Below are 26,744 nucleotides of genomic sequence, written 5' to 3'. Positions count from 1 at the left end.
AGAGACGACAGAAGATATAACTATTTGAATGCGGGACAGGGGGAGAAGAATGGAAAATGAAGTAGTCGGTATTGATGCAGGAGGTACGCTGATTAAAATTGCTTACCGTGTAAACGATGAATGGGAGCTGAAAAAAATACCTCTCACCGACATGGAGCAGGTGCAGACATGGATTGAAGACCGGGTCGACAATCCAGTTATTCATATTACGGGAGGGAAGGCGGAAACGCTGCGGAAGTCTCTGCCCTGGCCTGCAGAGCCTATCAGTGAATTTGAAGCTACCTGTAAGGGAGTTTCATATATGCGGAAGCGTTTTAATGAAGACGGGCCTTACGGAGATACGTATATTATTACAAACGTTGGGACCGGGACCTCCATACATTTTGCCGGCCCAAAGGAATACGAGCGCGTCGGCGGCAGTGGAGTGGGAGGAGGAACGCTTATCGGTCTTTCCTATCTTCTTACTGGTATAGAGGCGTATGAAGAAATACTGCGGCTTGGAAAAGAAGGGGACGGACGGTCGCTGAACGTTAAGGTAAAGGATATTTATACTGATGAAGAGCCTCCGATTTCCGGAGATCTTACGGCCAGCAACTTCGGAAATATTATGAATATGAAAAACAATGATTATGAAAACAAAGACTATATCGCTGCTGTTGTACGTATGATTGGTGAAACGATCACGACGATGAGTGTGCAGATGGCCGACCGGCTGAACACCGTTTCCATCGTGTATATTGGTTCCACATTTGATAAGCACGACCATTTAAAAGAAATTATTGGCGGCTATACGAAGCTCCGCGGAAAAGAACCATGCTTCCTTCCTTACGGAGAATTCAGCGGAGCGGTAGGCGCCTATATGCATGAAGAGTCGCATTTTGCCGAAAAGAAAGCTGAAAAAAAAGGATGAGCGAAATGAACGAAATGGAACCATCTACGCATAGAGAACTGTTCGAACAGGCGGTAAATACGCTTGAAAATATTAGTACACTGCTCCAGCCGGAAGTGCCGATGCTTGGAGAGCTGCACTTAACTACCCGCCAGGAAGCACTGTTTTTTATAAATCTGCGGCACGAGGGTCTGACATTAACAGAGATGGCCCACCGGCTGCGCATTTCAAAAAGTGCGGTAAGCCAGGCGATGAAGCGTCTTGAAGAAGAAGATCTTCTTTACCGTGCTGCCAATAAAGAAAACAAAAGAGAAACCCAGCTTGTATACGGGGTGAAAGGGCGGAAGCTGAAAGAAGAATTGGCAAATTTCCAGCATTATATCGTCGACCAGTATATCGCCAAAATACCGCTTGAAGAGTTAAAGCAGGCAAATCAGGTTATACATCGGCTGGAGAAAGAAATTAATAACGCCTATAAAAAATAAAAGCAGCAGGTCCCTCATGCATCTTCATTGACGGAAGCCACCCAGTCGTTTAAGGTTGTTTATGTAGTTAAGTTACTTAACAGTTTAGACGATGAACTATCGAAATATACATACCAATGGAGGAACGATGCATGAAAATTACCCGCACATCTATCCGGCGGCCGAAACTGACGATTGTCGGCATGATTTTATTTATCATGATGGGTTTCGTATCGCTGACCAATCTGCCTTTACAGCTGTTTCCAGAGATTGAACCGCCAGTCGCAGCTGTAGCGACCAACTATGAGGGCGCCGGCCCGGAGGAAATTGAAAGCAGCGTCACAGAACCGATGGAAGAACAGCTTTCCACTATCGAAGGACTCGACCGCATGACCTCACAGTCGGAGGAAGGCACAAGTCTTGTACTGCTTGAACTCTCATGGAGCACTTCGGTGGAGGACGTACAGCAGGATATCAATAACGCCATGAATAATGCCAGCCTGCCGGATGATGCGGGAGACCCTTCCTTTATCGAGTTTGATCCCGATGCTCAGGGCATGATTCAAATGGCTGCATTTTCCGAAGGAAATGATCTGGCTGAAACCCAGAGCCAGGTGGAAGACATTATAACCGAACTCGAACGCACTGAAGGAGTCGCAAGTGTTGATACAAGCGGCGGCCTGGATGAAGAATTCGAAATTTCACTGGACCAGGAATCACTCGAAGACAATAATGTCACCCAGTCCGACGTCACAAACGCTGTACAGGCAAATAATATTACGCAGCCGGGAGGCACGATTACCTCCGGAGAGCGCACATTAACGACCCGCACAGTCAATGAACTGAACGGGGCTGAAGATTTGCAGGAAGTGACGGTCGGACAGGATGAAAATGGTGATACAGTTACTGTCGGCGATGTAGGGGAAGTAGAGCGCACGACTGAGGAACAGACGGCCTACACTGAAGTGAACCAGGAGCCCGGCATTCAGATGACAGTGCTGAAGGAATCAGATGCCAATACGGCCCAGGTCTCCACGGACTTTAACGAGACGCTGGACGATCTGCTTGAAGAAGATCAGTATAATGATCTCGAGACTACGATAATTTACGATGAAGGGGAGTACGTTCAGCAGTCCATTAACAGCGTAGCACTTGCGTTAATTGCCGGCGGCGTATTCGCCATGGTTGTTCTTTTCTTCTTCTTAAGAAACCTGACGACGCCGCTCATTATTGGTATTGCGATACCGTTTTCGGTAATTGTGACATTTGCGTTTCTATACTTTACCGATGTGAGCTTAAACTTGATGACGATGGGCGGTCTGGCTCTTGGCATCGGGATGCTTGTCGATAACGCGATAGTAGTTATTGAAAACATATACCGGCACCTATCGATGAAAAAGCTCCCTAAACGGGCCGCTCTCGACGGCACGAAGGAAGTGGCCGGGGCGATTACAGCTTCGACCTTGACAACAGTCGCCGTCTTCCTGCCGATAGTCTTTATTTCCGGTATTGTCGGCGAGATCTTCCAGGCCTTTGCTTTATCGGTAGCCTTTAGTCTGCTTGCATCCCTGCTTGTAGCTGTCACGGTAGTACCAATGATTGCAAGCCGTGTGCTGAAGCCACTGCCGGAAGACAGGGAAGCAAAACGCGAAAAATCACGGCCGATGAGATTTCTGGACCGTTCAATCCGCTGGGTCCTCGGCCACCGCGCGGTCGCTCTGCTGCTGACGCTTCTTCTGCTGCTTGGAGGAGCCGGCGGCATTGCCCAGACCGGGGTGAACTTTATCCCGACGACAGACCAGGGCTTTTTCACGATCAATGTTGAAAAAGAAAACGGCACAAATCTGGAAACGACCGGAGAAACGGTCGACGAAATTGAAAGCGTGCTTGAAGACCAGGATGAGATTGCAAGCTATATGGCGGTAGTCGGCTCGGGCGGCAGCGGAGTAGCAGCCGGAGGCGGCGGAAGCTCCGGATCCAATGAGGCCTCAATTACAGTTACGATGGAGGATTTGGAAGACCGGGATATATCGACAGAGGAAATGATTGAAGAAATTGAATCCGACGTGGAAAACACTGATGAGCAGGCAGATATTTCGTTATCGTCGTCTGCAGCCATTGGCGGGGGAGAAGCAAATTCCGTAGAATTTACACTCTCAAACGAAAATGAAGAACGGCTCGCTGAAGATGCAGACGCCGTGCAGTCGGAGCTTGAAAGTGAAAATACTATACGAAACGTAGAAACGTCAGATGAAGAAACTGCTCCGGAAATCCAGGTGCAGATTAACGAAGACGAGGCACAGGATAATGGCCTGACGCCGGCTGAAATCGCCCAGACGGTGAACAGCACCACAAGCGGAGAAGTGGCGTCGACAATTCAGACGGATAACGAAGGGCCGCTGAACGTGAACGTGCAGTATGCAGAGGATTCCCTTGAAAACCAGGAAGACCTTGAAAACCTGCAGCTCGCTACTCCGGAAGGAGAATATGTCAGCTTAAGCGACGTGGCTGATATTGAAGAAGGAGAGGGGCCGGCAGTCATTAACCGGCTTGACCAGGAACGCAGTACTGAATTTACAGTCACCTACGGCTCCGGTACGAGCCTGAATGAAACCTCTACGTTAATTGAAGACACGATCGACGACGTAGATACCGGAGCGGCGACGACATTGAACTTCTCCGGCGAACAGGAGCTTCTTGATGACAGCATTCAAAGTCTTGTGTTTGCCTTCCTTCTGGCGGTAGTGTTCATTTACCTCGTTATGGCAGGCCAGTTTGAATCATTCAAATACCCATTTGTGGTAATGTTCAGCGTGCCGCTGGTGGTGATCGGTGTTATGCTTGCCCTGTTTGCGACCCAGACACCGCTCAGTATTACCGTATTTATCGGCTTAATTGTGCTTGCCGGTATTGTTGTTAACAATGCGATTGTGCTTGTCGATTATACGAATCAGCTGGTGGAGCGGGGGCTGCCGGTAAGGGAAGCGGTCATTGAATCTGTGAAAAAGCGGGCACGCCCTATACTGATGACAGCTTCTACGACTATCCTTGGCGTGCTTCCGCTCGCCCTTGGGTTCGGGGAAGGAGCAGAAATTCAGCAGCCAATGGGTATTGCAGTCATCGGCGGTCTCATCAGCAGTACGTTCCTGACGCTGTTTATTATTCCAACACTCTATACCTTGTTTACTAAAGAAACAAGAAGCATGAATAAAAAATTCGCCATGCCGGACGGAGGCTACATGTACGGCTGGGAAGTCGAAGAAAGACGCAAGGAACGGGAAAAAAGAGAACAGGAAGAACAGAATGGGGAAGAACGGAATAACAATGAAGACCAGCAGAACAATGAAGCTACAGAAACCAGCAACGACATGGAGAATATAGAAAATAAAAATCGGGAGGATATGTCCCGGGATGATATCCTATACCTTCTCGAACGCATCGTTGGTAAATCAGAAACAGAAAAACGGGACCGTTCTTCGAGTGATCCGGACAAAAATAAAAAATCCGGCGATAATGAAAAAAATTGACATTAGGACTGTGCGTCACGTACGATTAAGAAAAATAGTAAGGAATCCGCTAGGGGCGCCTGCGCTGAGACAAGAACCATTCTTGGTCCCTTCGAACCTGATCTGGGTAGTGCCAGCGTAGGGAAGTGGAGCTTCGTTTTATACAAATACGTACGTATACGCCAAAGCTCACTCTCTACTTTCAGGGGGTGAGCTTTTTTTGAACCTAAAGCAGGATTCCTTCTAAAGGAGGATATAACGAATGCCACAAGTACCTAAAGTATTGACCATCGCTGGAACAGACCCTACCGGTGGAGCTGGGATCCAGGCTGATCTGAAGGCATTTCAGGAATGTGAAGCCTATGGAATGTCTGCTATTACTAGCGTGCTCGCACAAAATACGACCGGGGTCCAAAGGGTGGAGCATATGAGCATTGAATTGCTTCAGGCCCAGCTGGATTCCATCTTTGATGATATTATGCCGGATGCGGTAAAAACCGGAATGATCGCAACGCCGGATATGATCCGCACGACGGTGAACATGCTGAAAAAACATGCCCTGCCGGTGGTTATTGACCCGGTGATGGTTGCCACAAGCGGAGATTCCCTGGCTGAGAAGGAGACGCTTGAAGTAATGAAAAATGAATTTCTTCCTCTGGCCGCAGTCGTTACGCCGAATATGGCTGAAGCAGCAAGCCTGACGGACCTTCAGGTCCAGTCCCTCGAGGAGATGGAAGCAGCTGCCAAAAAAATTGTTGATGAATTAGGGGCCAGGGCTGCGCTTGTCAAGGGCGGCCATATGAAAGAAGACGCAGTCGATATTTTGTATGTCGATGGAGAAATTCATTATTTCCGTTCGCCGCGGACGGATACAAAGCACACGCACGGAACAGGCTGTACACTATCAGCCGCAATTGCCGCGAAGCTTGCAAGGGGCAAGTCCATCTATTTAGCAGTACAGGAAAGCAAGGAATATATTACCGATGCGATTGCACACCCCCTGGAGATCGGTAAAGGCAATGGACCGGTCAATCACTGGGGAGTACGCGTTCCACTCGATCAACTATTAAAATAAAGAAATGAGGGATCGGCATGAAAGCAAAAGAGGTTATAGGCCTGTTGGAGAACGTACGAAAAACACGGCCGCTGATTCATAATATTACAAATACCGTCGTAACGAATTTCACCGCAAACGGACTGCTTTCCATGGGCGCATCCCCGGTAATGGCAAACGCGCCGGAGGAAGCAGCGGAAATGGCTAAAGCGGCGAATGCGCTCGTACTAAATATCGGCACGCTGAACCGGGAACAGGTGAAGGCGATGCGGCTCGCTGGCAAAGCAGCTAATGAAAAAGGCATCCCCATCATTCTGGATCCTGTAGGGGCAGGTGCAACGGCTTACCGGACGGAAACGGCACTTGCTCTTCTTGACGAACTGGATGTAGCGCTGATCCGGGCAAATGCGGGAGAAATGGCAGCGCTGCTCGGCGAAAGCGGGAACATACAGGGCGTGGACGCTTCAGGAGAAGCAGACAACCCAGTGCTCGCTAAAGAAGCTGCAAGAAAGTTTGAAGTAATTGCAGCGGTGACCGGAGTGGAGGACGCAGTCGCTCATCAGGGCGAAGTATTTATCGTGCAGAACGGCCATACACTGCTGACAAAAGTAACCGGCACCGGCTGCCTTCTCAGCTCGATCGCAGCCTCCTTTTTAACCGTTCAGTATTCGGCCGGGGCAGTGGCAGCCGCGCATGCCTATTACGGCGCAGCGGCGGAAATTGCAGGCAGTTTAACGACAAGGGAAGGGCCGGGCTCCTTTCAAATTGAGTTATTGAACGCCCTCCATGCAACGCAGGAAATGGATCTGCGCCACTATATCCGCGTCAAACAGGAATCCCAGGAGGGCTGAAACCATGGATAAAAAGATGCTGAAGCTGTATTTTATTATGGGAAGCAACAATACAGGCGGAAGAAATCCGGAGCAGGTATTGCAGGAAGCTCTTCAGGGCGGTATTACGTGCTTCCAGTTCCGCGAAAAAGGCCGGGGGGCGCTGTCTGAAGAGGGAAAGTGGCGGCTTGGCCGGAAGATGAAGGCTCAATGTGCTGCTTTTCATGTCCCGTTTATTGTGAATGACGACGTGGATATGGCGATCCGGCTCGAAGCAGACGGAATTCATATCGGGCAGGAGGACGACCCGGCTTCCAAAGTCAAGGAACGCTGCCCTTCCCGCATGGTGGTCGGGGTATCTGTGCGCACTATTGAAGAGGCGCACCGGGCGGCTGCAGACGGGGCGGATTATCTGGGCGTGGGTCCGATGTTTGCGACGGATACTAAGGAAGATGCCAAAACTCCGGTCGGGCTTGAAGGTATCCGCCGGCTCCGGGAAGAAGGCATCGTCCTTCCAATTGTAGGGATTGGCGGCATCGATGCCTCCAACGCTGCTGATATTGTGGAGGCAGGGGCGGACGGGGTATCGCTGATCTCTGCCATCAGTCTGGCAGACGCGCCGGAGAATGCTGCAAGAAATCTTCGCAGCCTTTTGGATGGGCCGGCAGAAAAGCAGGAAAAATAGAAAAACCGGCGGGGAGCCTGTAAATTGTCCCGCCGGTTTTTTGTATTATAGATGCTCTTGGAGCGTTTGTACCACAAGCTTTAATGTGTCTTTTTCTCCTACATTTCCCGGAAATATTACATATGGAATTCCCGGGAAACGGCTTTTGGCATCTGTCTGCCAGACGGGTACGCCGGGAGCAATCTGCCCGAGTACTTCTGCTTTTTTAACGAGCAGCCCCTTCGTGCCGACATCGCTCGATGTAATACCGCCTTTTGCAATGACAAACGCCGGCTGATAAGCAGCGTTCTTCACAAAATTTGTTACTGCATCAGAAATTTTTACAGATAACGCCAGCTCTTCTTCTTTTCGGTTTTCCCCTAAGTCAATGCGCTCCCGGGAAGTGTAGACACACACCGTCGTTCCCTGCTCAATGGAGTTATCGACGAGCTGCTGGACACGGCGGATTTCCTTCTGGAATGCCTCTTCATCCATCACTGCAGGGCAATAAAATTCCACAAATGAAATATCGGTCAGCTGTTTTAGGGCTTCGAGCTGCTCCGTTGATTTTTGCACATGGGAGCCGATAATAACCAGACCGCCATTATCACTTTGATGCACAAAGAGGCTGCCCGCCTCTAAATATGGTTTGCGGGTGATGCCGCCAATTTCTTTAGTAAATGTCGCCGCCGTCCGGAATAGAAAGTTTTTGCGGTTTTGCACGGCCCGGAAGAGGGCAGTGCAGAATACTTTAACATCTGTTTCACTGACAGCGTTGACGATAATCTTTTGAAAGGACGATGCCTGTTCGAGTTTAGCTTCGACCGCGTCGAAGTCGAGAGCCCGGAGCTCGTCGATAGAGATGGAAATAACGTCTTCCTTTTTAAACCGGCCGTTTGTTTTTTCTTCTACATATTCCCCTAAGTGGCTTGAAGCAAATCCGAACATCCGGTCTTTGGCAAATTCCGTCTCTGCAACGGGTACAAAGGTTTCCCCCTGCTGAATGTAGTGCATGTCGAAAACGGTCCGCCGGTTTCCCTGTTCAAAAAAGGGAAGAAGAATTTCTCCGTCCACCGCCCTGCCTGTCCGGGCTTCCAGCTTGTCTTTTAAAACCTCTGTTTCGAGCGGGTAGTGCCCCCGCAGGGTGGAATCTCCCCGGCTGATCAGCAGAAACGGCTGATTTTTTTCTTCAGCCACGCGGGCTATTCGCTCTGCGATATCGGTATGAACCTTCGTTGTTTCGGCTTCAGAAAAGGAACGTGAATTTGTAAGAATGAACACCAGCTGCCGTGCGTCTTCAAATGCCTCCCGGATCGTTTCCTCTTCCCAGTCTGTATAAACTGGTACGCCGTGAACCGTCTGCACACCAGTCGGATCATCGTCGAGGGAAATGATTTTGTGAGGTATATTTTTAGCAGCTTCCTTAAAAAAAGCATCTACGTTCTTTTCATCATAAGCAGGCAGAGAGTTAATATAATCATTGATTTCGGTCATTCGTATTTTCCTCCTTTTGGCACTGAATAGTTCGCAAGCATTTCATAATGCTGGAGCACGCCGCTGTGATCGTCGGATTTTTTGCCGTGTGCGACCATGGACTCGTACATTTCAGCCACGTCCGACGAAAGCGGCAGGGGAACCCCGAGTGATTTCCCGGTCTGAAGGACGTTGGACAGATCCTTTAAGTTAATATCAATCCGTCCGCCTGCAGTAAAGTCCCGTTCGAGAATTTTCGGGATTTTTGCGTCGAGCACACTGCTGCCGGCCAGGCCGTTGCGGATAGCCTCATATACCTTATCAATGTCCGCTCCAGCTTTGGAGGCAAGGAGGACTGCTTCTGACATGGCTGCCATCGTGACATTTACTAATATTTGATTGGCGAGCTTCGTGGTGGAACCAGCGCCCACTTCACCGACGTGTGTGACATCTGTGCCAACAGCACAGAGCACTGGATAAACAGTGGCAAAGGCGTGAGCATCCCCGCCCGCCATGATGGAAAGTGTACCGTCTATCGCTTTGGGCTCCCCGCCGCTTACGGGGGCATCCAGAAAGGCTGCTTCTTTTTCCTGAAGCTTTTCTGCCCAGCGCCTGGAATCCACGGGGGAGACAGAGCTCATATCAATCACGACTGCTCCTTTTTTTACGACCGGCAGAATACCATTTATTACTTCATCGAGTATAGCTGTTGTAGGTAGCATGGTAATAATAATGTCACTGTCTTCGGCTGCTTTTCTGGCAGAATCGGCAGCTTCCCCGCCTGCTTCCGTTATCCGCTGCCTGGCTGCAGGGTGGATATCAAAGCCCTTCACTGCAAAACCGGCCTTCAGAAGATTTTCAGCCATCGGCCCTCCCATGATGCCTAAACCAATTTGTCCAATATTCATATGGTTCCACTCCTTCAGTTTATTAAGTAGGAAAAGCGTTTTTTATTAAAAGTGATAAGGTTTACAATGGAATTATTGTACACAATTATATATTTATTGTATACATTAAACGGCAAGTTGTTTTGATTTCTATTAAATAGGTATAATGAGAATAAGAAATGAAAACAGAAGATTGCACCAGAAGGGGTGGGAACAAGATGAAGCAACAGCATTCGGCTTCAGATACGGCATATGAAAAAATTCGGGATGCCATATTTGAGGAAAAATATGAACGCGGGGAAAAATTAACGGAAGTGAAGCTTGCAGACGAACTCGGGGTAAGCCGGACCCCTGTAAGAGACGCGATGCGCAAGCTTGAAGAGGAGGGCTTAATTAAAGATAAGCGGGTGATCAATCCGACGATTAAGGATTTAATGAATACGTTTGATGTGCGGATGCTGCTCGAAGGGTTTGCTGTCCGCCAGGCCGCCCGTTACATGGGGCCTGACCGGATGGAAGGTCTGCAGAGATGTATAGAAACTGCGAAGCAGGGCACCACGGAAGAAATTATGGAGGCAAATAAAGAATTCCACGATATTATCGTCAGGGCGAGCAATAACGACGTACTAATCGATACGATTGAACGAATGCAGTCAGTTATTTTTTTATTCCGGAGAACAGTAGTATATCACCAGAGGCCGCGTCTGATTGAGGAACATGAGGCCATACTTGAAGCGGTTCGAAACCACGAGGAGGAGAAGGCAGAAGCATTGATGAAAAGTCATTTAAAAAAGGATCTGGATTTTTCGATCCATTCCTGGTGAGGGCCGGCGAAATACATCCGCAGCCCCTTTTCCGGAAAGAAAAATAACCCCCATGCAGACGGGAGTGGGAAAATCCCGTCTATATGAGGGCTTGTGGAAAGAAGCTTTTTATTTATTAAACGAAACTGGAATGACCCTTTGTTCCCAATTGCTTTTTTCGGCGAGCTCCAGCAAACGTATAACTCTGCTCGCTTCAATGGCGGTCACCGGATTTTTGCCATCCTTTTGAATAGCCCGGGCGATCTTTTCATAATAGGACTCATACGATCCCTGATGGGTAGGGATCTTTTCTGTTCCGCCATAGGCATCGGTAAACGTTCCGTAGTAAGCCTCATCCTCCACAGCCCATCTCTCGTCCCCGGGCGTTATCCCATTAATCAGCATTTCCTCCTGGGGATCAAAGCCGTATTTCACAAAGCTGCCTTTGGTTCCATGCACAATATAGCGCGGGACCTCTCCAACGGCAAGAAAGCTGGACTGTAAAATAACCCGCTGGTTTGGATAACCGAGAATCGCGTGAAAATAATCGGTATTATTCGTTTTCGGGCGCTGCATTTCGAGGTCAGCGAAAATGGTTTCCGGCATACCGAACAGCTCAAGCACCTGATCAATGAAATGGGCGCCTAAGTCAAACCAGCTGCCCGAGCCCGGCAGATCCTGCTCACGCCACAGGCCCTCCACCTCCGGAGCATAGTCGTTCCAGGCCGCCTGAAAGGTATGAACGTCGCCAAGCGAACCTGCTTCCACCAGGGAACGGATCGTCAAAAAATCACCGTCCCATCGGCGATTGTGATACACGCTTAAAACAACATCATTTGCTTCGGCGAGCTCTGTCAATTCCACCGCTTCCTCATATGTAGGCACGAATGGTTTTTCCAGTACCACGTGCTTGCCGTTTTCAATGGCAGCTTTGGCCAGAGGGTAATGCGTCGTGTTCGGACTCGTAATAACAACAAGATCAATATCGTCGCGCCGGCAGGCCTCCTCTGCTTCATCGGTAACTTCAACGCCCGGAAGCCGCTCATGTACTTTTTCTGCACTCGAGGATGAAACGAGGCGGATATTAAAATGATCGCTTTTTTCGATAATAGGTGTGTGAAACACAGAGCCTGAAAAACCAAAAGCGATAATAGCGGTATTGATTGGCTGCATGGCTGACGACCTCCTCAAAAGTTATTAATAAGCTTTTTCCCCTCCGCCCGTAAAAGGAAACGTAACTACTATAGAAAAAAGCGGCAGTTGTCCTGCCGCTTTAAAGCCCCGTGCCTATTTCCATTTTGGCTGGTCAAAAAATTTCGGGCGGTATTTTGCGATAACAAATAGAATAATAACGGTAATAATAGTTTGCGGAATTAAATATGAAGCGTTGTAGAGCGCCGAATACGCCACAACAGGTGTCCCCTCCGGTGCGTAGCTGCCAAACCAGATGACGCCTGAGACAAAGTGGTCGATGTAGCGAAGCAGTGCCCCGAAAACAATGCCAATAAGCATTAAAAGGTAAGGAATCCGCTCCCGGAAGACAGCGTGGGTCGTGAAAATGGCAGCAAAACCAAGCACCGTGTAAGCGATCGGGTATTCAAGTACAAGCTGCACGGGATGGACGATGGTAGCTCCCTGCAGAAGCTGGAGCATTCCTGCCAGAAACCCTGTCGCAAGCCCCGCTTTCCATCCGCGGCGAAACGCCATTAAAAAAATAGGAACCATAATAAAAGAAATCGAACCGCCGGCGAGCCACGGTCCGCCGAATTCAAGAAATCCTAGAATAAAAGAGAGAGCAGCCATGAATGCTGTTTCTATCATAATTGCTAAACGTTTACCCCTCTCCAATGATGAACACCTCCCTAAAATTTACCGATACTATCGTAGCATAATGGGAAAAAGAAAGAAACGACAAGGATACAGGTTTGTCTGATATAATATGAAAACAAGGAAAAACAGGGAGAGGATTCCATGGAGACATCGACAGATATGCTGAGGGAGTATTTAAAGGGCAGCGGAGCCGCCTGTACGGTGACCCTGCTGTTATTTATATTTTATACAATTATCCTCGGGGAGGTACAGCTTTTTCCCAATCTGGCCTTTCTTTTGGCGGTATGCACGTATCTTGGCTCGATCGTCGGGGTGCTTCTGCTTAAGCTTGTGGAGCCGTATCAGTATCATATTCTGTATCCAATTCTGGGTACGTTTTTTTTCGGTTTTCTTGGCATTTTTTACGGCGTATCGATTATCTACGCCTATCAGCTCGACGGCTTTTTTGTCGTGGTGACCATGGCTTCCTCCATGTCATTTTTTATTTCTCAGTTTGTGCAGGCACAGACGATTGCCTGGATCATGGCAGGATCCGGTCCATTTTTTTTAGCGGTCATCATGTTTTCAAATCAGTTAGCCCGTTCGCTCGGACAATGAAGGAGGAAAAACAGTGAACTATCACGGCAGACAGTTTGCAGGCATAGAAAACAGCGCAGGCGGAGAGGTATCAGGCCAGACCGTTTTTCATTATGAACAGGACGGGTCAGTGCTTCGGGCCCGTTATTCTGGAGGCGAAGTCGTTTCCGGCGTGTTAATTGGAAAAGTCCATGCCAATGGCGACCTGGAATTCCGCTACAATCACGTAAACGAGGACTGGAGCCTCCGCGGCGGCAAGTGTTACTCGGTCCCGGAAGTGCTGGAGGACGGAAGGATCCGTTTGCACGAACAGTGGCAGTGGCAGGATAAAAGTAGTGAGAAGGGAACATCTATCGTAGAAGAGTTGAAAAGTGACATGGTTTAAAATCCCGGTACAGGAGGAAAAGTATGTTCGACTACGCATCATACAAAGGAGACTTTCAATATGGAACATACTTCCATTGCCGGCACAGATCTGCGTCCGTCCCGGATAGGGCTGGGAACGTGGGCGATTGGCGGCACACAATGGGGCGGAACAGATGAAAAGCAGTCGATTGAAACGATACATGCAGCTCTTGATAAAGGCATTACCCTTGTGGATACTGCTCCTGCTTACGGGCTCGGAGAGTCAGAAAAAATTGTCGGGAAGGCGTTAAAACAGGATAATAAACGGCAAAACGTTGTACTGTCGAGCAAGTGCGGTATGAATTGGAACGATGAAGGTGCCTTCCGGGACGGTACGGCTGCCCGGATCCACCGGGAAATTGATGATTCCCTGCAGCGGCTTCAGACTGACCATATCGATATTTATCATGTGCACTGGCCGGATCCTAAAGCAGATATGGCCGAAACGGCAGGAGCCATGAAAGAAATACTGGATGCAGGAAAAATCCGCGCAATAGCGGTCAGTAATTTTACTGTGGAGCAGATCGAAGAATTTCAAAAAACGGCACCGGTTCATGTTATCCAGCCGCCGTATAATATTTTCGAACGGGGCATTGAAGAAAACATTCTGCCTTATGCCGAAAAGCAGGACGTTTCCACGCTGCTGTACGGTTCGCTGTGCCGCGGACTGTTGAGCGGTAAAATGACGAAAGACACGACATTTGAAGGTGATGATCTCCGCAACGGGGATCCGAAGTTTCAGCAGGACCGTTTTCCGCAGTACATTGCGGCGGTAAACGAACTCGATCAATACGTGCAAAATAAATACGATAAGCGCGTGATTCATCTGGCTGTCCGCTGGGTGCTGGATCAGCCCGGAACAAGTACAGCCCTGTGGGGAGGCCGCCGTCCGGACCAGATGAACGGCATTGAGGAAATTATGAACTGGCAGCTCGACCAGACGGATATGAAAGCCGTGAACGAAATTGTAAATAAACACGTAAAAGATCCGGTAGGACCTGAATTTATGGCTCCTCCAACCCGGTAAAGAAAAAATGCTGCGCCTGTGTGCGGCATTTTTTTTATGAAATAAAGGATGCCGGAGAAAAGACAGCGAATAATACATATAAATAATAAAGCCAGGAAGGGACTGAGGTGCTTTAAAGCATTTGAGCCTGTTTGTTTAATCGTGTCAACATTGATACTGTCGTATTTGTATTTTTCTTTAATTGTGTTTGTTCGGGAATCCCCATAAAATGAAGGTGTAAGCGAATACTAAAAATGAACGGTCCATATTTCATCAAGAAATCATTTCATTATTGTCATCAATATATTTGGGCCAAAAAAAGGGGGAAACACAATGAGTGCATCAACAGAAAATGCACCGCAGAAAAAAAGCATCCGCTCAAGGGTTCAAAAGTTCGGCAGCTTTTTAAGCAGCATGATCATGCCCAATATCGGTGCTTTTATTGCATGGGGACTGATTACGGCATTATTTATCGAATCCGGTTGGGTGCCAAACGAAACTTTAGCAACACTGGTAGATCCGATGATCATTTATCTGCTCCCGCTTTTGATTGGTTACACGGGCGGGAAAATTATCCACGACGTCCGCGGCGGGGTCGTCGGTGCGGTTGCGACAATAGGCGTTGTGGCTGGTGCTGATATCCCGATGTTCCTTGGAGCTATGGCGATGGGCCCGCTCGGCGGTATTGCCATTAAAGGATTCGACAAGCTGGTCGAAGGGAAAATCCGTCAGGGCTTTGAAATGCTCGTAAACAACTTTTCTGCAGGTATTATCGGCTTCTTTCTGGCGATTTTCGGTCTTCTTGCCATTGGTCCGGTTGTGCAATGGTTGACGAATGTTTTAAGCGGAGCGGTGGACTTTCTAGTTAACACAGGCCTGCTGCCGTTAACAAGTATTATTATTGAACCGGCGAAGGTGCTGTTTTTAAACAACGCCATTAACCACGGGGTTCTTAGTCCAATCGCAGCAGAGCAGGTGGCTTCTGCCGGAAAATCAATTCTGTACCTGCTTGAGCCAAACCCGGGTCCCGGGGTAGGTATCCTGCTTGCATTTGCTATATTTGGCACGGGTATTTCGAAGGCTTCCGCTCCGGGTGCTATGATTATTCAATTCCTGGGCGGTATTCATGAAATTTACTTCCCGTACGTATTGTCGAAGCCTCTCACTATTCTTGCGGCTATCGCAGGCGGCATGACCGGGGTATTCACGTTTTCCCTGTTTAACGTCGGTCTCACAAGCGTGCCGTCACCAGGAAGTATTTTCCCGGTACTTGGTCTTGCAGCTCCTGGGGATTTCTTCGGAGTCTTATTGGGCGTAGTGCTTTCAGCAGCTGTATCATTCATTATTGCTTCTCTGATTTTGAAGTTCAGCTCCAATGAAGGAGAAACTCTTGAAGAATCCACAGCGAAGATGGAAAGCATGAAAGGCAAGAAAAGCTCGGCAGCGTCCGCCCTTCATTCCAATGCGGAAACAGCCGAGACTTCCGAAGCTGGAACCGGCGCTTATTTGGATAAAGATGTTAACAAAATTGTCTTTGCCTGCGACGCTGGTATGGGCTCAAGCGCCATGGGAGCGTCGGTCATGAAGGACAAAGTGAAAAAGGCCGGACTCGATATCAGCGTGACGAACACATCGATCTCGAACATCCCGGACGACGCTGACCTGATTATTACGCACAAGGATTTAACCGAACGGGCACGGCAGAAACGGCCGGACGCTGAACACGTATCGGTGGAAAACTTCCTCGGAAGCGACAAGTATGATGAGGTAGTTGAAGATTTGAAGCAGAAAAAAGGCGTGGAAGAAAGCTCCCCGGCTGGGACAGCGGCAGCAGCAAAGGCGCCGGTAAACAAAATCATTTTTGCCTGTGACGCCGGTATGGGCTCAAGCGCGATGGGAGCATCGGTCATGAAGGACAAAGTGAAAAAGGCCGGGCTCGATATCAGTGTATCGAACACATCGATCTCGAACATTCCGGACGACGCTGACCTGATTATTACGCACAAGGATTTAACCGAACGGGCACGGCAGAAACGGCCGGACGCTGAACACGTATCGGTGGAAAACTTCCTTGGAAGTGACAAGTACGACGAAGTGGTTGAAGATCTAAAAACAAGAGAATAAAGGAGGGAGGGACCGATGGAATACCTCACAGGCCGGGAACGCGAATTACTGCTGCATCTTTTGCATCATCAGGAGCTAAAGCCAGTGGCTGATATAGCTGAAGAGATGAATGTAAGCTCCCGGACCATCCATCGGGACCTTGATAAGCTGGAGGACTGGCTTGCCGGCGAACAGGTTGAACTCGAAAGACGAACAGGAAGCGGTGTGCGGCTTAAAGGAGCGGAGGAGGATTTCAAAGAAATCAGACTCCGCCTCCAGCGTCCAGCCGTTATTGAATATACGCCGGATGAACGCCGTACTCTGCTGATCTGTCTCATTCTGGAGTCAGACGGGCCCGTGAAATTAACGGCGCTTGGCGCTGAATTAAAAGTGACTATAGCAACGATCAGCCAGGATTTGGATAAACTCAAAGACTGGCTTGAGCTATTTTCACTCACGCTTGTGAGACGCAGGGGCTACGGGGTGGAAGTGCAGGGCCCGGAATCAGCTAAACGCCGGGCGATGAGCAGTCTGATTGCGGAAAATGTGGAAGAAAAAGAACTGCTCAGCTCGATCCGCCACCACATTTATGAGCGAAACGTGCAGACCGAACAGGGCCGCGTAGCTGAACGTTTACTTGATATGGTGGGAGAAAACCACTGGTCGACGGTGGAGCAGGTGCTGTCGAACATGCAGGACCAGCTTCCGCGGAATTTTGCCGACAGTGCCTATATAGGCCTGATTGTCCATTTAACCCTGGCGATTGAGCGTATCTCTGTCGGAGAAAGCATTGATATTAATGCGGACTACATGGAGAACCTGCGTGAAACGAAGGAATTTGCGATTGCAGAAGCTATTATTCAAAAGCTCGAGCGTGTGCTTGAGCTTTCTATTCCAGAAGCAGAAATCGGCTATATTACGATGCATCTGCGGGGGGCCAAGCTCCGGGCGCCTGTGGAAAACCAGCTGGAGGCAGAGCACCTGCCGGTGGCTATGAAAGCAAAAGCATTGATTCAGGAGATGGGAAGATTAACGGGAGAGCCGCTCGAGAAGAACCATTCCCTGTATGAAGGGCTTGTAGCTCACCTCGAGCCGGCGCTGTACCGGCTTAGCGAAAACATGAGAATCCACAATCCACTGATGGAATCTATTAAAGAAAATTATGCTGATTTGTTTACGAAGCTTCGGCAGGCAGCAGATACCGTATTTACGGAGAGCTATCTTCCGGATGCCGAGGTAGGTTTTCTGGTCCTTCATTTCGGAACGGCAATAGAGCATGAAGAAGCTGCCGCTCCCCTGCATGCGCTTGTCGTATGTTCGAGCGGCATCGGCTCCTCGAAGCTGCTGGAAAGCCGGCTGCGCAAAGAAGTACCTGTGCTCGGGGATCTCGAAAATGTCAGCCTGCTCGATCTCGAAGAAATGAATATGAACGGCTATGATTTAATTATCTCTACGATCCCCCTGGATCCTCAGCCGCTTCCACATTTAGTTGTTCACCCTTTTTTAAATGAAGAAGATACGGGAGCAGTCCTTCGGACAGCGGATTCCATCTACCGCGAGCAGAGCAGAGCCGGGGTGTCAGTGAACCGGAAGGAAGCACATGAAACGCCGCTCAGTTTATATGAAATACAGCTTTGCGTAGATTTAACCGTACAAATGTATCACCGCTTTTATATGAGAAAAGTGACGGGCGGACAAAACGCTGAACTGGCTGTTTACTGGATTATAAATGAGATAAAGAAAGAAAATATCGTTCAGGACGCCGGAAGTATTGCAGAGGAAATCTGGGAAAAGCAGGCGAAGGGGTTTGCGATTCCGGGCACCAATGTAGCGTTGTTTCATACGCGGAGCGCTCTGGTGAATGAACCATCCCTGACGCTGTGGGAGCTCGAAGCATCACAGGCACTGACCGCCATGGACGGTAGAACCACGGACGTTGACCGTATCTTGGTCATGCTTGCACCACAGCAGGAACGAAAAGAAGTGTTTGAGCTGATGAGTACGATCAGTGAAGAGATGCTGATGAATACCGATCGGCTGGATGCCCTCAGGAGTGGGGAAGAAAATGACATTCAAAAGCATATTGATGAAGTTTTTCGGGAATGGTTGAAACGGAAAATAAATTAAGGAGAAGGAGAGAATTCATATGACTAAACCAGTACTGCAGAAGGAAAATGTAAAATTGAATGTATCGCTCGGAGGAAAAGAAGAAGCCATCCGTGAGGCAGGAGGCGTTCTTGTTGATAATGGATACGTGCAGCAAAACTATATTGACAGCATGCTTGAGCGCGAAAAGGTAACATCGACTTTTATGGGCAACGGCGTGGCGATTCCGCACGGCACGGAGGATTCGCGTGAATGGGTGGACCATTCCGGATTGTCAGTGGTCCAGGTGCCGGATGGAGTCGACTTTGACGGCAATGAAGTGAGAATTTTAATTGGTATCGCCGGCAAGGGCGATGAGCATCTGAACATTTTATCGAAGATTGCAATTGTGTGTTCCGACGGAGATAATATCGAAAAAATGGTCCAGGCTTCCTCTAAAGAAGAGCTGCTTGATGTGATCGGAGAGGTTGAACTCTCATGATCGCAGTACAGATAGGCGCTGGCAACATCGGCCGTGGATTTATCGGACAGGTGCTGTCTGATGCCGGTTACGAGCTGTATTTTGCCGATGTTAACGATTCTTTAATCGGGCAGCTGAAGGACAAGGGCGAATACGTAGTAGAGCTCGCCGAAGACGGAGCCTCTGCTCAGACGATTTCAGGAGTCCAGGCTTTTCACAGTGCGAAAGAGGAAGACGCTCTTATACAGAAGCTGGCGGAAGCCGATTTGATTACCACGGCCGTCGGACCGGCAGTGTTAAAGCATGTAGCGCCCGTTATTGCGAAAGCATTACAGCAAAAAGCTGCTGAAGGGAACGCCAGTCCGGTTAATATTATCGCCTGCGAGAATATGGTGGCTGGAACAGCGGAATTAAAAAAATACGTCTGGGAACAGCTGACGGACGAAGAAAAAAAGAAAACTGATGGGTTTGCCGGCTTTGCGAATGCCGCCGTGGACCGCATTGTGCCAAATCAGCCTGAGGGTCAGGGATTGAAGGTGGTCGTTGAACCATTTTTAGAATGGGCTGTGGAAGAACCGTTACTAAAAGGGAAAACTCCGGATATACCGGCTGTGACTTATGTGGACGATCTCACTCCGTATATTGAGCGGAAGCTGTTTACGGTAAATACCGGCCATGCAGCGCTTGCGTATGTCGGCTTTTTATACGGATGTGAAACCACGAAAGAAGCGATGGATCATCCGGAGGTGTCAGGAGCCTTTGAAGCGGCGGTCCGGGAAACCGGCCGTCTGCTGCAAATTAAGCATGGGTTCGGTGAAAAAGAGCAGAGCGAATATCAGACAAAAATCAAAGGACGATTTTCAAATAAATATCTTTCCGATCCGGTGACGCGGGTGGGCCGCGGGCCGATCCGGAAGCTTGGACCGAAGGACCGGTTAGTCCGTCCTGCGGTGGAGCTGCAGGAAGCCGGGGAGCGCCCGGAAGCACTCGCCTTTGTTATCGCTGCCGCGCTTCAATTTAACGTAACCGAAGACGGAGAGGCCGTTGAGCTTCAGAATACAATCGACCGGGAAGGATACAAAGGAGCTTTGAGTCATTACGCTGAGCTTCCTGTTCATCACCCGCTGATTGAGTTGGTTGCCGGATATCTTCCGGAACAATAATAGTAAACAAAGAAGCAGAAGCACCCAGCTGGGCGCTTCTGCTTCTTTAATTTATATAGGCAAACCTCCTCCAGAGCCTGCGCCGTTGATCAGGTTTCCTGCGCTCTTCCGGTTAATAGGAGGCGGATGTCATTTTCGGTCAGGGTGTTCAGGCTGGTCTGTTCGTCAGTGATGACCTGGTCATACAGGTGGCGTTTTTCCTCCTGCATGTGCTGGATTTTTTCTTCGATGGTTTCATGAGTGATAAGACGGATTACCTGCACTGTTCTGGTCTGGCCGAGACGGTGGGCGCGGTCGGCTGCCTGCATCTCCACCGCCGGGTTCCACCATAGGTCATACAAAACTACGGTATCTGCCCCGGTTAGGTTAAGGCCGGTGCCGCCGGCACGCAGAGAAATTAAGAAAACATCCGGTCCTTCTTCTTCGTTGAAGGCTTCAGCAAGGCGCACCCGTTCCTCTCCCGGGGTGCTCCCATCAAGATAATAATAATCGATACCTTCTTCAGCCAGACGGCTTTTGATAAGAGCAAGCATAGAAGTGAATTGGGAAAAAATAAGGATCCGTTGGCCGCCTGCTGCCCCTTCGTGAAGAATGCGCACGAGTTCTTCAAGCTTTCCTGAGGAGCTTTGGTAGTCGGGCTCCACGAGCGCGGGGTGGCAGCAGATCTGCCGCAGGCGGGTCAGCAGGGAAAGAAGATGCATGCGGTTGGCGTCTGCTCCTTCTTCAAGCAGGGCGTCCGCTTCCTGCTGCACGTTCCGCAGCGTTTTTTTGTATATGTCCGCCTGGCTGGCTGACAGGTCGCAGTAAGTCGTTGTTTCCACCTTTTCAGGCAGCTCCTGGAGCACTTCTTTTTTCGTGCGTCTCATAATAAAGGGGGAGGCTCTGTCCCGCACCTCCTCCGGGCTCCAGGAAGAAAACAGCTTTTTGTTTGGAAACAGCCCGGGCATTACGACGCTAAATATTGCCCGCAGCTCATCAAGCCTGTTTTCCACCGGGGTTCCGCTCAGGGCAAAGCAGTATTGGCCCCGAAGCTGCTTCACAGCTTTTGCCGTTTTGGACCCGGCGTTTTTGACCGCCTGAGCCTCATCGAGCAGAATGCCACGGAAAAATGTTTCTCTGTACCACTCAACGTCCCGGCGAATCAAAGGGTAGGAGGTAATGAAAATATCGCTCTGCTGCTGGATCTGCTGCTCCCGTTCTTTTTTGCTGCCGGAAACGACGGTCACTCTTAACGATGGAAAAAAGCGCTCGGCTTCCTTTTTCCAGTTATATAAAAGTGAGGAGGGTGCGATAATAACAAATGGTTCTCCTCCAGGATTTTCCCTGTATTCTGTCGCAATAAAGCTAAGCGCCTGCAGTGTTTTTCCAAGTCCCATGTCGTCTGCCAGAATACCGCCGAACCGGTAGGCAGCGAGCTGCTTCATCCACTGAATTCCTTCGCGCTGGTAAGTCCGCAGCTTTACATCGAGCGGCTCAGCAAGCGTGGTATGGTTTTCAGCAGCATGCTGGATGTTTTTAAGCATATCATCGACATCCAGGGTCGTCTGCCAGCGGCCGGTGCCGGAGAGATATTTGTCCAGATTAAATGCCTGATGGGCCGGATAGCGCACGGAATCGACTTCTGTGTCCTGTCCCGGCTTTGGCATATGCTGTAATGCACGGGAAAGGCGCTGCAAAAGGTCGTCATCGAGAGGCACATACCGGTCGTCTTCTGTTTTGTAGAATTCCTGTCCCTCCTGGAGCGCCTTCCAGATCCCGGGTGTTTCTAACGCGCCTGTTACAGATGAGGTAAGCGACAGCTTCATCCATCCCTCACCGGCATGAATGTCGGAAAATAACGCCAGGCTCTCCCCGGGAATAAGCATATTTTCCACCTCCTCACTCATGAAAATATCCATATATGGCCGCAGGGCTGCCAGCTCCTTTGACAAAAAATCAATAATATTTTTCGGGGAAGAAAGGACGAAGCGGTCATTTTCCTGAAGGAACCCTTTCTGCTGCAGCCATTGGAGCTGCAGGTGTTCCTGCTGCCGGTCCCGGGGCATAAAGTAGGAATCTTCGACAGACGGAACGGGGTCCGGCCGGAAGGCACTGTACTCCTTAAATCCGTAACGGTAAATTAGCTCCCCGGTAATTGTAGCTCCGTGTCCTTTTGAAAGGTAAAGGGCTGTCTGCAGCGGCTCTATGTGAAGATTTTTCTCCAGCTCCTCATCTATTTCCAGGCAGCAGTGATTCATTAACGGAGCGCCCCAGTGTAAAAAGGTATCGAGAAACTCCTGGCGGGAAAAAACGAGACACTGGCCTTCTGCCTGCATGAGCATTCGCTGGGCGGCAGCTGCGGTTCGCGCCAGTTCTTTTTCCGGGCAGTACAGCTGTCCGTCCCACAAACAATATCTGCTGTCGCTGATAAAAAACGGCGTTTCCTGTTGTGGAGTGGAGAAGGTCAGCGTATCGGATTCCTTTTCATAGTTTAGAAAAAAAGAATAAGGCCAATTGTCTGTTACGTTCCAGGGCCTTTCACCGTATGTATCTGCGATATAGGCATTCGGGCAGAGATCGAGCAGGCTGAAAAGCTTTTCGACCGCATAAGGTGGTACCGCGATTTCCTTTTTTGATCCGCTTCTCGCTATCCACTGCTCCTGAAAGGAAGACCCCCATTCCTCATGCCGAAGCACAGAGGCAAGCAGCTGAAGGACATGAAGATCTTCTTCTGAAAAATAGTAGGACACAGGATCAAATGTTAAAGAAGGAGCCAGGCGGAAGGGGACCTCGTTTTTCATTGCTTCAATAAACTGATGAATGTTTTTCACGGTGTATCGCTGATTTTCCCCAATCTTCACCTGTACAATTGGAAATAAAAAATCGGGCCTCCGGTTATCAACAGGAAAAGAGATTAAAAAGTCAGCATGTATCTGCGTGCCTACATCCTCAACCCGTGACTGAAAGGGCGAAAAGTATTCTAAAAACTGGTTTTTCACCGTATTATCCGCAGCGGGTGTTCCGAAGCCGGTTACAGCCGGAGGACTGGTGAAGGCAGGGGCTTCGAGCAGCAGGGCAACAAGGTGGCGGCAGGGTGCAGACGAGGAGTGATAAAAACGGTCGCAGGAACAGTACATTTCCTGAATGGTATGGCTCCCGTCAACGGCGATAAAAACGTCCTCCGGAAAAGGAGTGTCCTTTACGACTGCTTCCACATGCCGGGTCTGCATCAGGGTTTCTTCTGTCATATGGGCGATTTTATATAAATCATACAGGCGTTTGCCTTCTAAATATGTAGTTTCATCGGTCATCTGGCGTATAGCGTCCGGGGCAAATAAAGCCAATCCTCATCCTCCTTGCAACGCTGGAAATACTATCTTCCGTACGTTTTCCATGACCGTATTTTAGCATATTACTCCTGAAATAAGGGAATAAAAGTACATACAATAACGATTGCAAAAGGTATAATATAAAGAAAGAGATAGTCGGAAGGAGAGGTTCTTATGGATATCAGGCAGCTGATTCATGAAGCGAAGCAGGAGGCATGGGCGTTCTTTGCCCATACAGATCCCGCACATGACTATTGGCACACTGAGCGGGTGGCGGCGCTTGCAGGGGACATCGCTGAAAAAGAAGGGGCCGACCCTGATATATGTATTCTCGCAGCCTGGCTTCATGACATAGGGGATGAAAAGCTTCTCGAAGAGGGGGAAGACGGAGAAGAAAAAATCATGCGCTGGCTTGAGCAAAATGAAGCCGATGAAGAATTGAAGCATCATATTATGCAGATTATTTCTTCGATTTCCTTCCGGCACCATAAAGAACGGGCACCGGAGACCCTGGAAGGAAAAGTAGTGCAGGACGCGGACCGCCTGGACGCCCTCGGAGCCATCGGGATTGCCCGTACATTTGCATATACCGGGCACATCCATCAGCCGCTTCATGATCCGCGTCCGGAGTACCGGAACGAGCGGAACAGCGCGATTCAGCACTTTTTCGATAAATTGCTGAGACTGAAGGGGATGATGAATACAGATACGGGACTATCAATCGCTACAAAGCGCCAGCGGTTTATGGTCAGCTATTTGGAGGAATTTTACAGTGAATGGGAAAGAAAGGCATAAAAATAGGGCTGTCCGGTTGTCCGGGCAGCCCTTTCTATATTGATCATGATGACGGGGCGTTTGTAACATATTCCAAAATTTCTTCGGGACGCTCAAAACGGAGCGTCGGTGACGTGTTTTCCGGGTGAACGGCGCCCCAACCGGCTAAACCAAAAGCAGTGCCCGCTTTTTCAGCACTTTCACTGTCATGCTGCGTGTCGCCGATATAGATAGTATTGGAGGCTTCTGCTCCGCTCGTTTCCATAAAGGCCCGGAGCGGTTCCGGAGAAGGCTTGTGATGGGTAGTGTCGTCGGCGCTGATAATGTAAGAAGCAAACTGCTGCAGTCCGAAGGGTTTCATTTCGTGGTCAAACGCCTCACGTGTTTTGGAGGTGACAATACCAACCTGGTAGCCCTGGATATTAAGTCCTTCGAGAAGCTCCTGGATGCCGGGGAAAATATCGATCAAAAAACGGTTGTCCTCAAGGTACATGCTCCATTTTTCCTGGACTGTGCGGCGTTCATCATCCTGCAGCCCGAGCCGGTCCAAAACGTCCTTCTCCGGGATGCCGAGAAGGGGGCGCAGGTTTTCGTTTTCAATAACTTCTCCCGTAGTTTCCTCGACAGCCCGCCTCAGGGATTTAATAATAGCATCCTCTGTATTAATAAGTGTTCCATCTACATCAAAAACAAAAGTACCGTACATATTGACTCCTCCTAATAGATATCTCGCTACTTGGTTTTCCCGAGTTTTCCTGTTTTCAATCAACGGAAAAAAGCCTGGTATGAAAGAGCGTTTACATAAAAACTTTCATGTAATCTATTGAAAAATGGATAGGATATGCTACACTTTGTTGGTTCGTGACGTTGGTTTTCATACAGATGAAAGCCTGAAAAAAGAAAGCATGTGAGGCGCGCAACAGGCCGGAATGCCCGCATGCACCAAGGATAAAGAGTCTGAAAAAAAGAGAGGAGAAAAAAGTTTGAATTTTTCACAACTGAAAATGGAGTGGCTCGGAAACATTAAAGGGGACGTGCTGGCAGGGATTGTCGTTGCACTCGCTTTAATACCGGAGGCAATCGCCTTTTCAATTATTGCCGGCGTAGACCCACAGGTTGGGCTTTATGCTTCTTTCAGCATGGCGGTAATGATTGCAATTGTAGGCGGAAGGCCCGGGATGATCTCAGCAGCAACGGGGGCTATGGCTCTTTTGATGGTTTCATTGGTTGCTGATCATGGCCTGCAGTATTTGCTTGCGACCACCATATTAACTGGAATCATTCAGCTTCTGATTGGTTTTAGTGGACTGGCCCGCTGGATGAAATTTATTCCAAGGTCGGTGATGGTAGGATTTGTGAATGCTCTAGCTATCTTAATTTTCCTTGCCCAGATAGAGCATTTCCGGGGAAATGGCTTTTGGCCGTTTGTTTTGGCTGGTATCACCCTTGTCATTATTTACTTGTTTCCAAAGCTTACCGGGGCCGTGCCTTCAACGCTTGTAGCTATCATTATTGTGAGTATTGTGGCAGTCTTTGGAGGTATTAACGCCAGTACAGTAGGAGACATGGGAACACTTCCAAGTTCATTTCCTGTGTTTCTTCTTCCAGATATACCTCTGACGCTTGAAACACTGATGATCATTCTGCCATACGCCCTGTCATTATCTGTGGTTGGCTTATTGGAATCACTGCTGACTGCGACCATCGTAGACGATATGACAGATACAGAAAGTAACAAGAACCAGGAAGCTCGTGGACAGGGGATTTCCAACGTCGTTACTGGCTTCTTCGGCGGTATGGCCTCCTGTGCGATGATCGGCCAGTCAGTGATTAACGTAAAATCAGGCGGCAGCGGCAGATTTTCTGCTTTTGTAGCGGGTGTAGTTCTGTTGTTTCTGATACTCGTTCTCCAGGGGCTTGTCGTTCAGATTCCAATGGCGGCACTTGCCGGCGTTATGATTATGGTGTCGATCAGCACATTCGACTGGGGATCGCTTCCAATGCTTGCGAAAGCACCTAAAACGGACTCTATTGTTATGATCATTGTGGTTGCCACAGTCGTTTATACGCATAATCTTGCGATCGGAGTGGGGGCTGGTGTTATTTTGAGTGCTATCTTCTTCGCAGCTAAAATTTCAAAGGTTCATGTGAGTAAAACCGTTAAGGATGAAACGACACGGGTGTATCACGTGGACGGCCCATTGTTTTTCGCTTCAGTAACTGACTTTGTGAAGAGCTTTGATTACAAAGAGAATTTCGATAGAGTGGAAATTGATTTATCACGGACCCACCTGTGGGATGACTCTGCGGTCGAAGCGATTGAAAAAGTCAGACTGAAATTTAAACAGGAAGGCACCAAGCTACACTTTACGGGCATTAACGAGGAAAGCTCGGAATTAATGCGCAAGCTTGAAGGAATGTCTTCCGGTCATTAATAAATAAG

The 26,744-nt window shown here is 49.1% G+C and carries 22 protein-coding genes and 1 riboswitch; of the genes, 16 read left to right on the top strand and 6 right to left on the bottom strand.

The window, feature by feature from the left end; all coding sequences use genetic code 11:
• Positions 1–49 precede the first annotated feature (49 nt).
• From coaW to thiE, 6 genes are all read left to right on the top strand, one after another.
• Positions 50–910, top strand: a complete 861-nt coding sequence (gene coaW / locus ACTTK7_RS08250) for a type II pantothenate kinase (RefSeq protein ID WP_462867333.1) — start codon at positions 50–52, stop codon at positions 908–910.
• A gap of 5 nt (positions 911–915) precedes the next feature.
• Positions 916–1,374: a MarR family winged helix-turn-helix transcriptional regulator gene (locus ACTTK7_RS08245; RefSeq protein WP_462867332.1), complete on the top strand. Its 459-nt coding sequence runs from the start codon at positions 916–918 to the stop codon at positions 1,372–1,374.
• A 131-nt stretch (positions 1,375–1,505) separates the two neighbouring features.
• Entirely contained in the window at positions 1,506–4,880 is a 3,375-nt protein-coding gene (locus ACTTK7_RS08240; protein WP_462867330.1) for an efflux RND transporter permease subunit, read from the top strand.
• A 41-nt stretch (positions 4,881–4,921) separates the two neighbouring features.
• Positions 4,922–5,021, top strand: a riboswitch (TPP riboswitch).
• Between the two features lie 100 nt (positions 5,022–5,121).
• Positions 5,122–5,934, top strand: coding sequence for a bifunctional hydroxymethylpyrimidine kinase/phosphomethylpyrimidine kinase (gene thiD / locus ACTTK7_RS08235; RefSeq protein ID WP_462867329.1), 813 nt, complete (start codon positions 5,122–5,124; stop codon positions 5,932–5,934).
• A 17-nt stretch (positions 5,935–5,951) separates the two neighbouring features.
• Positions 5,952–6,764, top strand: a complete 813-nt coding sequence (thiM, locus tag ACTTK7_RS08230) for a hydroxyethylthiazole kinase (RefSeq protein ID WP_462867327.1) — start codon at positions 5,952–5,954, stop codon at positions 6,762–6,764.
• A 4-nt stretch (positions 6,765–6,768) separates the two neighbouring features.
• Complete coding sequence (gene thiE, locus ACTTK7_RS08225; RefSeq protein WP_462867325.1) at positions 6,769–7,428, top strand: thiamine phosphate synthase; 660 nt, start codon at positions 6,769–6,771, stop codon at positions 7,426–7,428.
• 45 nt (positions 7,429–7,473) lie between these two features.
• On the opposite strand, the gene ACTTK7_RS08220 is transcribed toward thiE, so the two are convergent.
• Both ACTTK7_RS08220 and ACTTK7_RS08215 read right to left on the bottom strand, forming a co-directional pair.
• A complete protein-coding gene (locus ACTTK7_RS08220) occupies positions 7,474–8,901 on the bottom strand; it encodes a four-carbon acid sugar kinase family protein (RefSeq protein ID WP_462867323.1) in 1,428 nt (475 codons plus the stop codon).
• Entirely contained in the window at positions 8,898–9,806 is a 909-nt protein-coding gene (locus ACTTK7_RS08215) for an NAD(P)-binding domain-containing protein (protein ID WP_462867373.1), read from the bottom strand. The genes ACTTK7_RS08220 and ACTTK7_RS08215 overlap by 4 nt, the downstream gene beginning before the upstream one ends.
• Positions 9,807–9,985: 179 nt before the next feature.
• Between ACTTK7_RS08215 and ACTTK7_RS08210 the strand changes: the two genes are divergently transcribed.
• A complete protein-coding gene (locus ACTTK7_RS08210; RefSeq protein ID WP_462867321.1) occupies positions 9,986–10,591 on the top strand; it encodes a GntR family transcriptional regulator in 606 nt (201 codons plus the stop codon).
• A 108-nt stretch (positions 10,592–10,699) separates the two neighbouring features.
• Here ACTTK7_RS08210 and ACTTK7_RS08205 read toward each other — a convergent pair whose 3' ends face one another.
• Positions 10,700–11,743: an oxidoreductase gene (locus ACTTK7_RS08205; RefSeq protein ID WP_462867319.1), complete on the bottom strand. Its 1,044-nt coding sequence runs from the start codon at positions 11,741–11,743 to the stop codon at positions 10,700–10,702.
• A gap of 114 nt (positions 11,744–11,857) precedes the next feature.
• Complete coding sequence (gene thiT, locus ACTTK7_RS08200) at positions 11,858–12,418, bottom strand: energy-coupled thiamine transporter ThiT (protein ID WP_244897352.1); 561 nt, start codon at positions 12,416–12,418, stop codon at positions 11,858–11,860.
• A gap of 123 nt (positions 12,419–12,541) precedes the next feature.
• Here thiT and ACTTK7_RS08195 point away from each other — a divergent pair, with 123 nt between their 5' ends.
• From ACTTK7_RS08195 to ACTTK7_RS08165, 7 genes are all read left to right on the top strand, one after another.
• Positions 12,542–12,997, top strand: a complete 456-nt coding sequence (locus ACTTK7_RS08195; protein WP_462867316.1) for a hypothetical protein — start codon at positions 12,542–12,544, stop codon at positions 12,995–12,997.
• A gap of 13 nt (positions 12,998–13,010) precedes the next feature.
• Positions 13,011–13,361: a n-acetylglutamate synthase gene (locus tag ACTTK7_RS08190; RefSeq protein ID WP_462867315.1), complete on the top strand. Its 351-nt coding sequence runs from the start codon at positions 13,011–13,013 to the stop codon at positions 13,359–13,361.
• Between the two features lie 60 nt (positions 13,362–13,421).
• Complete coding sequence (locus ACTTK7_RS08185; protein WP_462867313.1) at positions 13,422–14,408, top strand: aldo/keto reductase; 987 nt, start codon at positions 13,422–13,424, stop codon at positions 14,406–14,408.
• Between the two features lie 312 nt (positions 14,409–14,720).
• Positions 14,721–16,511 carry a PTS mannitol-specific transporter subunit IIBC gene (locus ACTTK7_RS08180; RefSeq protein ID WP_462867311.1) on the top strand — a complete coding sequence of 597 codons (1,791 nt, stop codon included), beginning with the start codon at positions 14,721–14,723 and terminating at the stop codon, positions 16,509–16,511.
• A 15-nt stretch (positions 16,512–16,526) separates the two neighbouring features.
• A complete protein-coding gene (locus ACTTK7_RS08175) occupies positions 16,527–18,617 on the top strand; it encodes a BglG family transcription antiterminator (protein WP_462867309.1) in 2,091 nt (696 codons plus the stop codon).
• A 19-nt stretch (positions 18,618–18,636) separates the two neighbouring features.
• A complete protein-coding gene (locus ACTTK7_RS08170; protein WP_462867307.1) occupies positions 18,637–19,077 on the top strand; it encodes a PTS sugar transporter subunit IIA in 441 nt (146 codons plus the stop codon).
• Positions 19,074–20,219, top strand: coding sequence for a mannitol-1-phosphate 5-dehydrogenase (locus tag ACTTK7_RS08165; protein ID WP_462867305.1), 1,146 nt, complete (start codon positions 19,074–19,076; stop codon positions 20,217–20,219). The genes ACTTK7_RS08170 and ACTTK7_RS08165 overlap by 4 nt, the downstream gene beginning before the upstream one ends.
• Before the next feature lie 89 nt (positions 20,220–20,308).
• On the opposite strand, the gene ACTTK7_RS08160 is transcribed toward ACTTK7_RS08165, so the two are convergent.
• The gene (locus ACTTK7_RS08160) at positions 20,309–23,542 is read right to left on the bottom strand and encodes a DEAD/DEAH box helicase (protein ID WP_462867304.1); all 3,234 of its coding nucleotides are present in this window, start codon (positions 23,540–23,542) and stop codon (positions 20,309–20,311) included.
• Between the two features lie 159 nt (positions 23,543–23,701).
• Between ACTTK7_RS08160 and ACTTK7_RS08155 the strand changes: the two genes are divergently transcribed.
• Positions 23,702–24,322, top strand: a complete 621-nt coding sequence (locus tag ACTTK7_RS08155; RefSeq protein WP_462867302.1) for an HD domain-containing protein — start codon at positions 23,702–23,704, stop codon at positions 24,320–24,322.
• Between the two features lie 43 nt (positions 24,323–24,365).
• Here the strand turns inward: ACTTK7_RS08155 and ACTTK7_RS08150 are convergent, their stop codons facing one another.
• Positions 24,366–25,007 (bottom strand): HAD family hydrolase, encoded by a 642-nt coding sequence (locus ACTTK7_RS08150; protein WP_462867300.1) that lies wholly within the window; start codon positions 25,005–25,007, stop codon positions 24,366–24,368.
• A gap of 277 nt (positions 25,008–25,284) precedes the next feature.
• Between ACTTK7_RS08150 and ACTTK7_RS08145 the strand changes: the two genes are divergently transcribed.
• Positions 25,285–26,736 carry a SulP family inorganic anion transporter gene (locus tag ACTTK7_RS08145; protein ID WP_462867299.1) on the top strand — a complete coding sequence of 484 codons (1,452 nt, stop codon included), beginning with the start codon at positions 25,285–25,287 and terminating at the stop codon, positions 26,734–26,736.
• Positions 26,737–26,744 lie beyond the last annotated feature (8 nt).

Source organism: Marinococcus tarijensis (assembly GCF_054971385.1).
This window is presented reverse-complemented; position numbering and strand designations above follow the sequence as displayed.

Bases quoted from the DNA above. Each gene is read 5' to 3' on its own strand.
- coaW (WP_462867333.1), top strand. From the start codon at position 50: ATGGAAAATGAAGTAGTCGGTATTGATGCAGGAGGTACGCTGATTAAA.
- ACTTK7_RS08245 (WP_462867332.1), top strand. From the start codon at position 916: ATGAACGAAATGGAACCATCTACGCATAGAGAACTGTTCGAACAGGCG.
- ACTTK7_RS08240 (WP_462867330.1), top strand. From the start codon at position 1,506: ATGAAAATTACCCGCACATCTATCCGGCGGCCGAAACTGACGATTGTC.
- thiD (WP_462867329.1), top strand. From the start codon at position 5,122: ATGCCACAAGTACCTAAAGTATTGACCATCGCTGGAACAGACCCTACC.
- thiM (WP_462867327.1), top strand. From the start codon at position 5,952: ATGAAAGCAAAAGAGGTTATAGGCCTGTTGGAGAACGTACGAAAAACA.
- thiE (WP_462867325.1), top strand. From the start codon at position 6,769: ATGGATAAAAAGATGCTGAAGCTGTATTTTATTATGGGAAGCAACAAT.
- ACTTK7_RS08220 (WP_462867323.1), bottom strand. From the start codon at position 8,901: ATGACCGAAATCAATGATTATATTAACTCTCTGCCTGCTTATGATGAA.
- ACTTK7_RS08210 (WP_462867321.1), top strand. From the start codon at position 9,986: ATGAAGCAACAGCATTCGGCTTCAGATACGGCATATGAAAAAATTCGG.
- ACTTK7_RS08205 (WP_462867319.1), bottom strand. From the start codon at position 11,743: ATGCAGCCAATCAATACCGCTATTATCGCTTTTGGTTTTTCAGGCTCT.
- ACTTK7_RS08195 (WP_462867316.1), top strand. From the start codon at position 12,542: ATGGAGACATCGACAGATATGCTGAGGGAGTATTTAAAGGGCAGCGGA.
- ACTTK7_RS08185 (WP_462867313.1), top strand. From the start codon at position 13,422: ATGGAACATACTTCCATTGCCGGCACAGATCTGCGTCCGTCCCGGATA.
- ACTTK7_RS08180 (WP_462867311.1), top strand. From the start codon at position 14,721: ATGAGTGCATCAACAGAAAATGCACCGCAGAAAAAAAGCATCCGCTCA.
- ACTTK7_RS08175 (WP_462867309.1), top strand. From the start codon at position 16,527: ATGGAATACCTCACAGGCCGGGAACGCGAATTACTGCTGCATCTTTTG.
- ACTTK7_RS08170 (WP_462867307.1), top strand. From the start codon at position 18,637: ATGACTAAACCAGTACTGCAGAAGGAAAATGTAAAATTGAATGTATCG.
- ACTTK7_RS08165 (WP_462867305.1), top strand. From the start codon at position 19,074: ATGATCGCAGTACAGATAGGCGCTGGCAACATCGGCCGTGGATTTATC.
- ACTTK7_RS08155 (WP_462867302.1), top strand. From the start codon at position 23,702: ATGGATATCAGGCAGCTGATTCATGAAGCGAAGCAGGAGGCATGGGCG.
- ACTTK7_RS08150 (WP_462867300.1), bottom strand. From the start codon at position 25,007: ATGTACGGTACTTTTGTTTTTGATGTAGATGGAACACTTATTAATACA.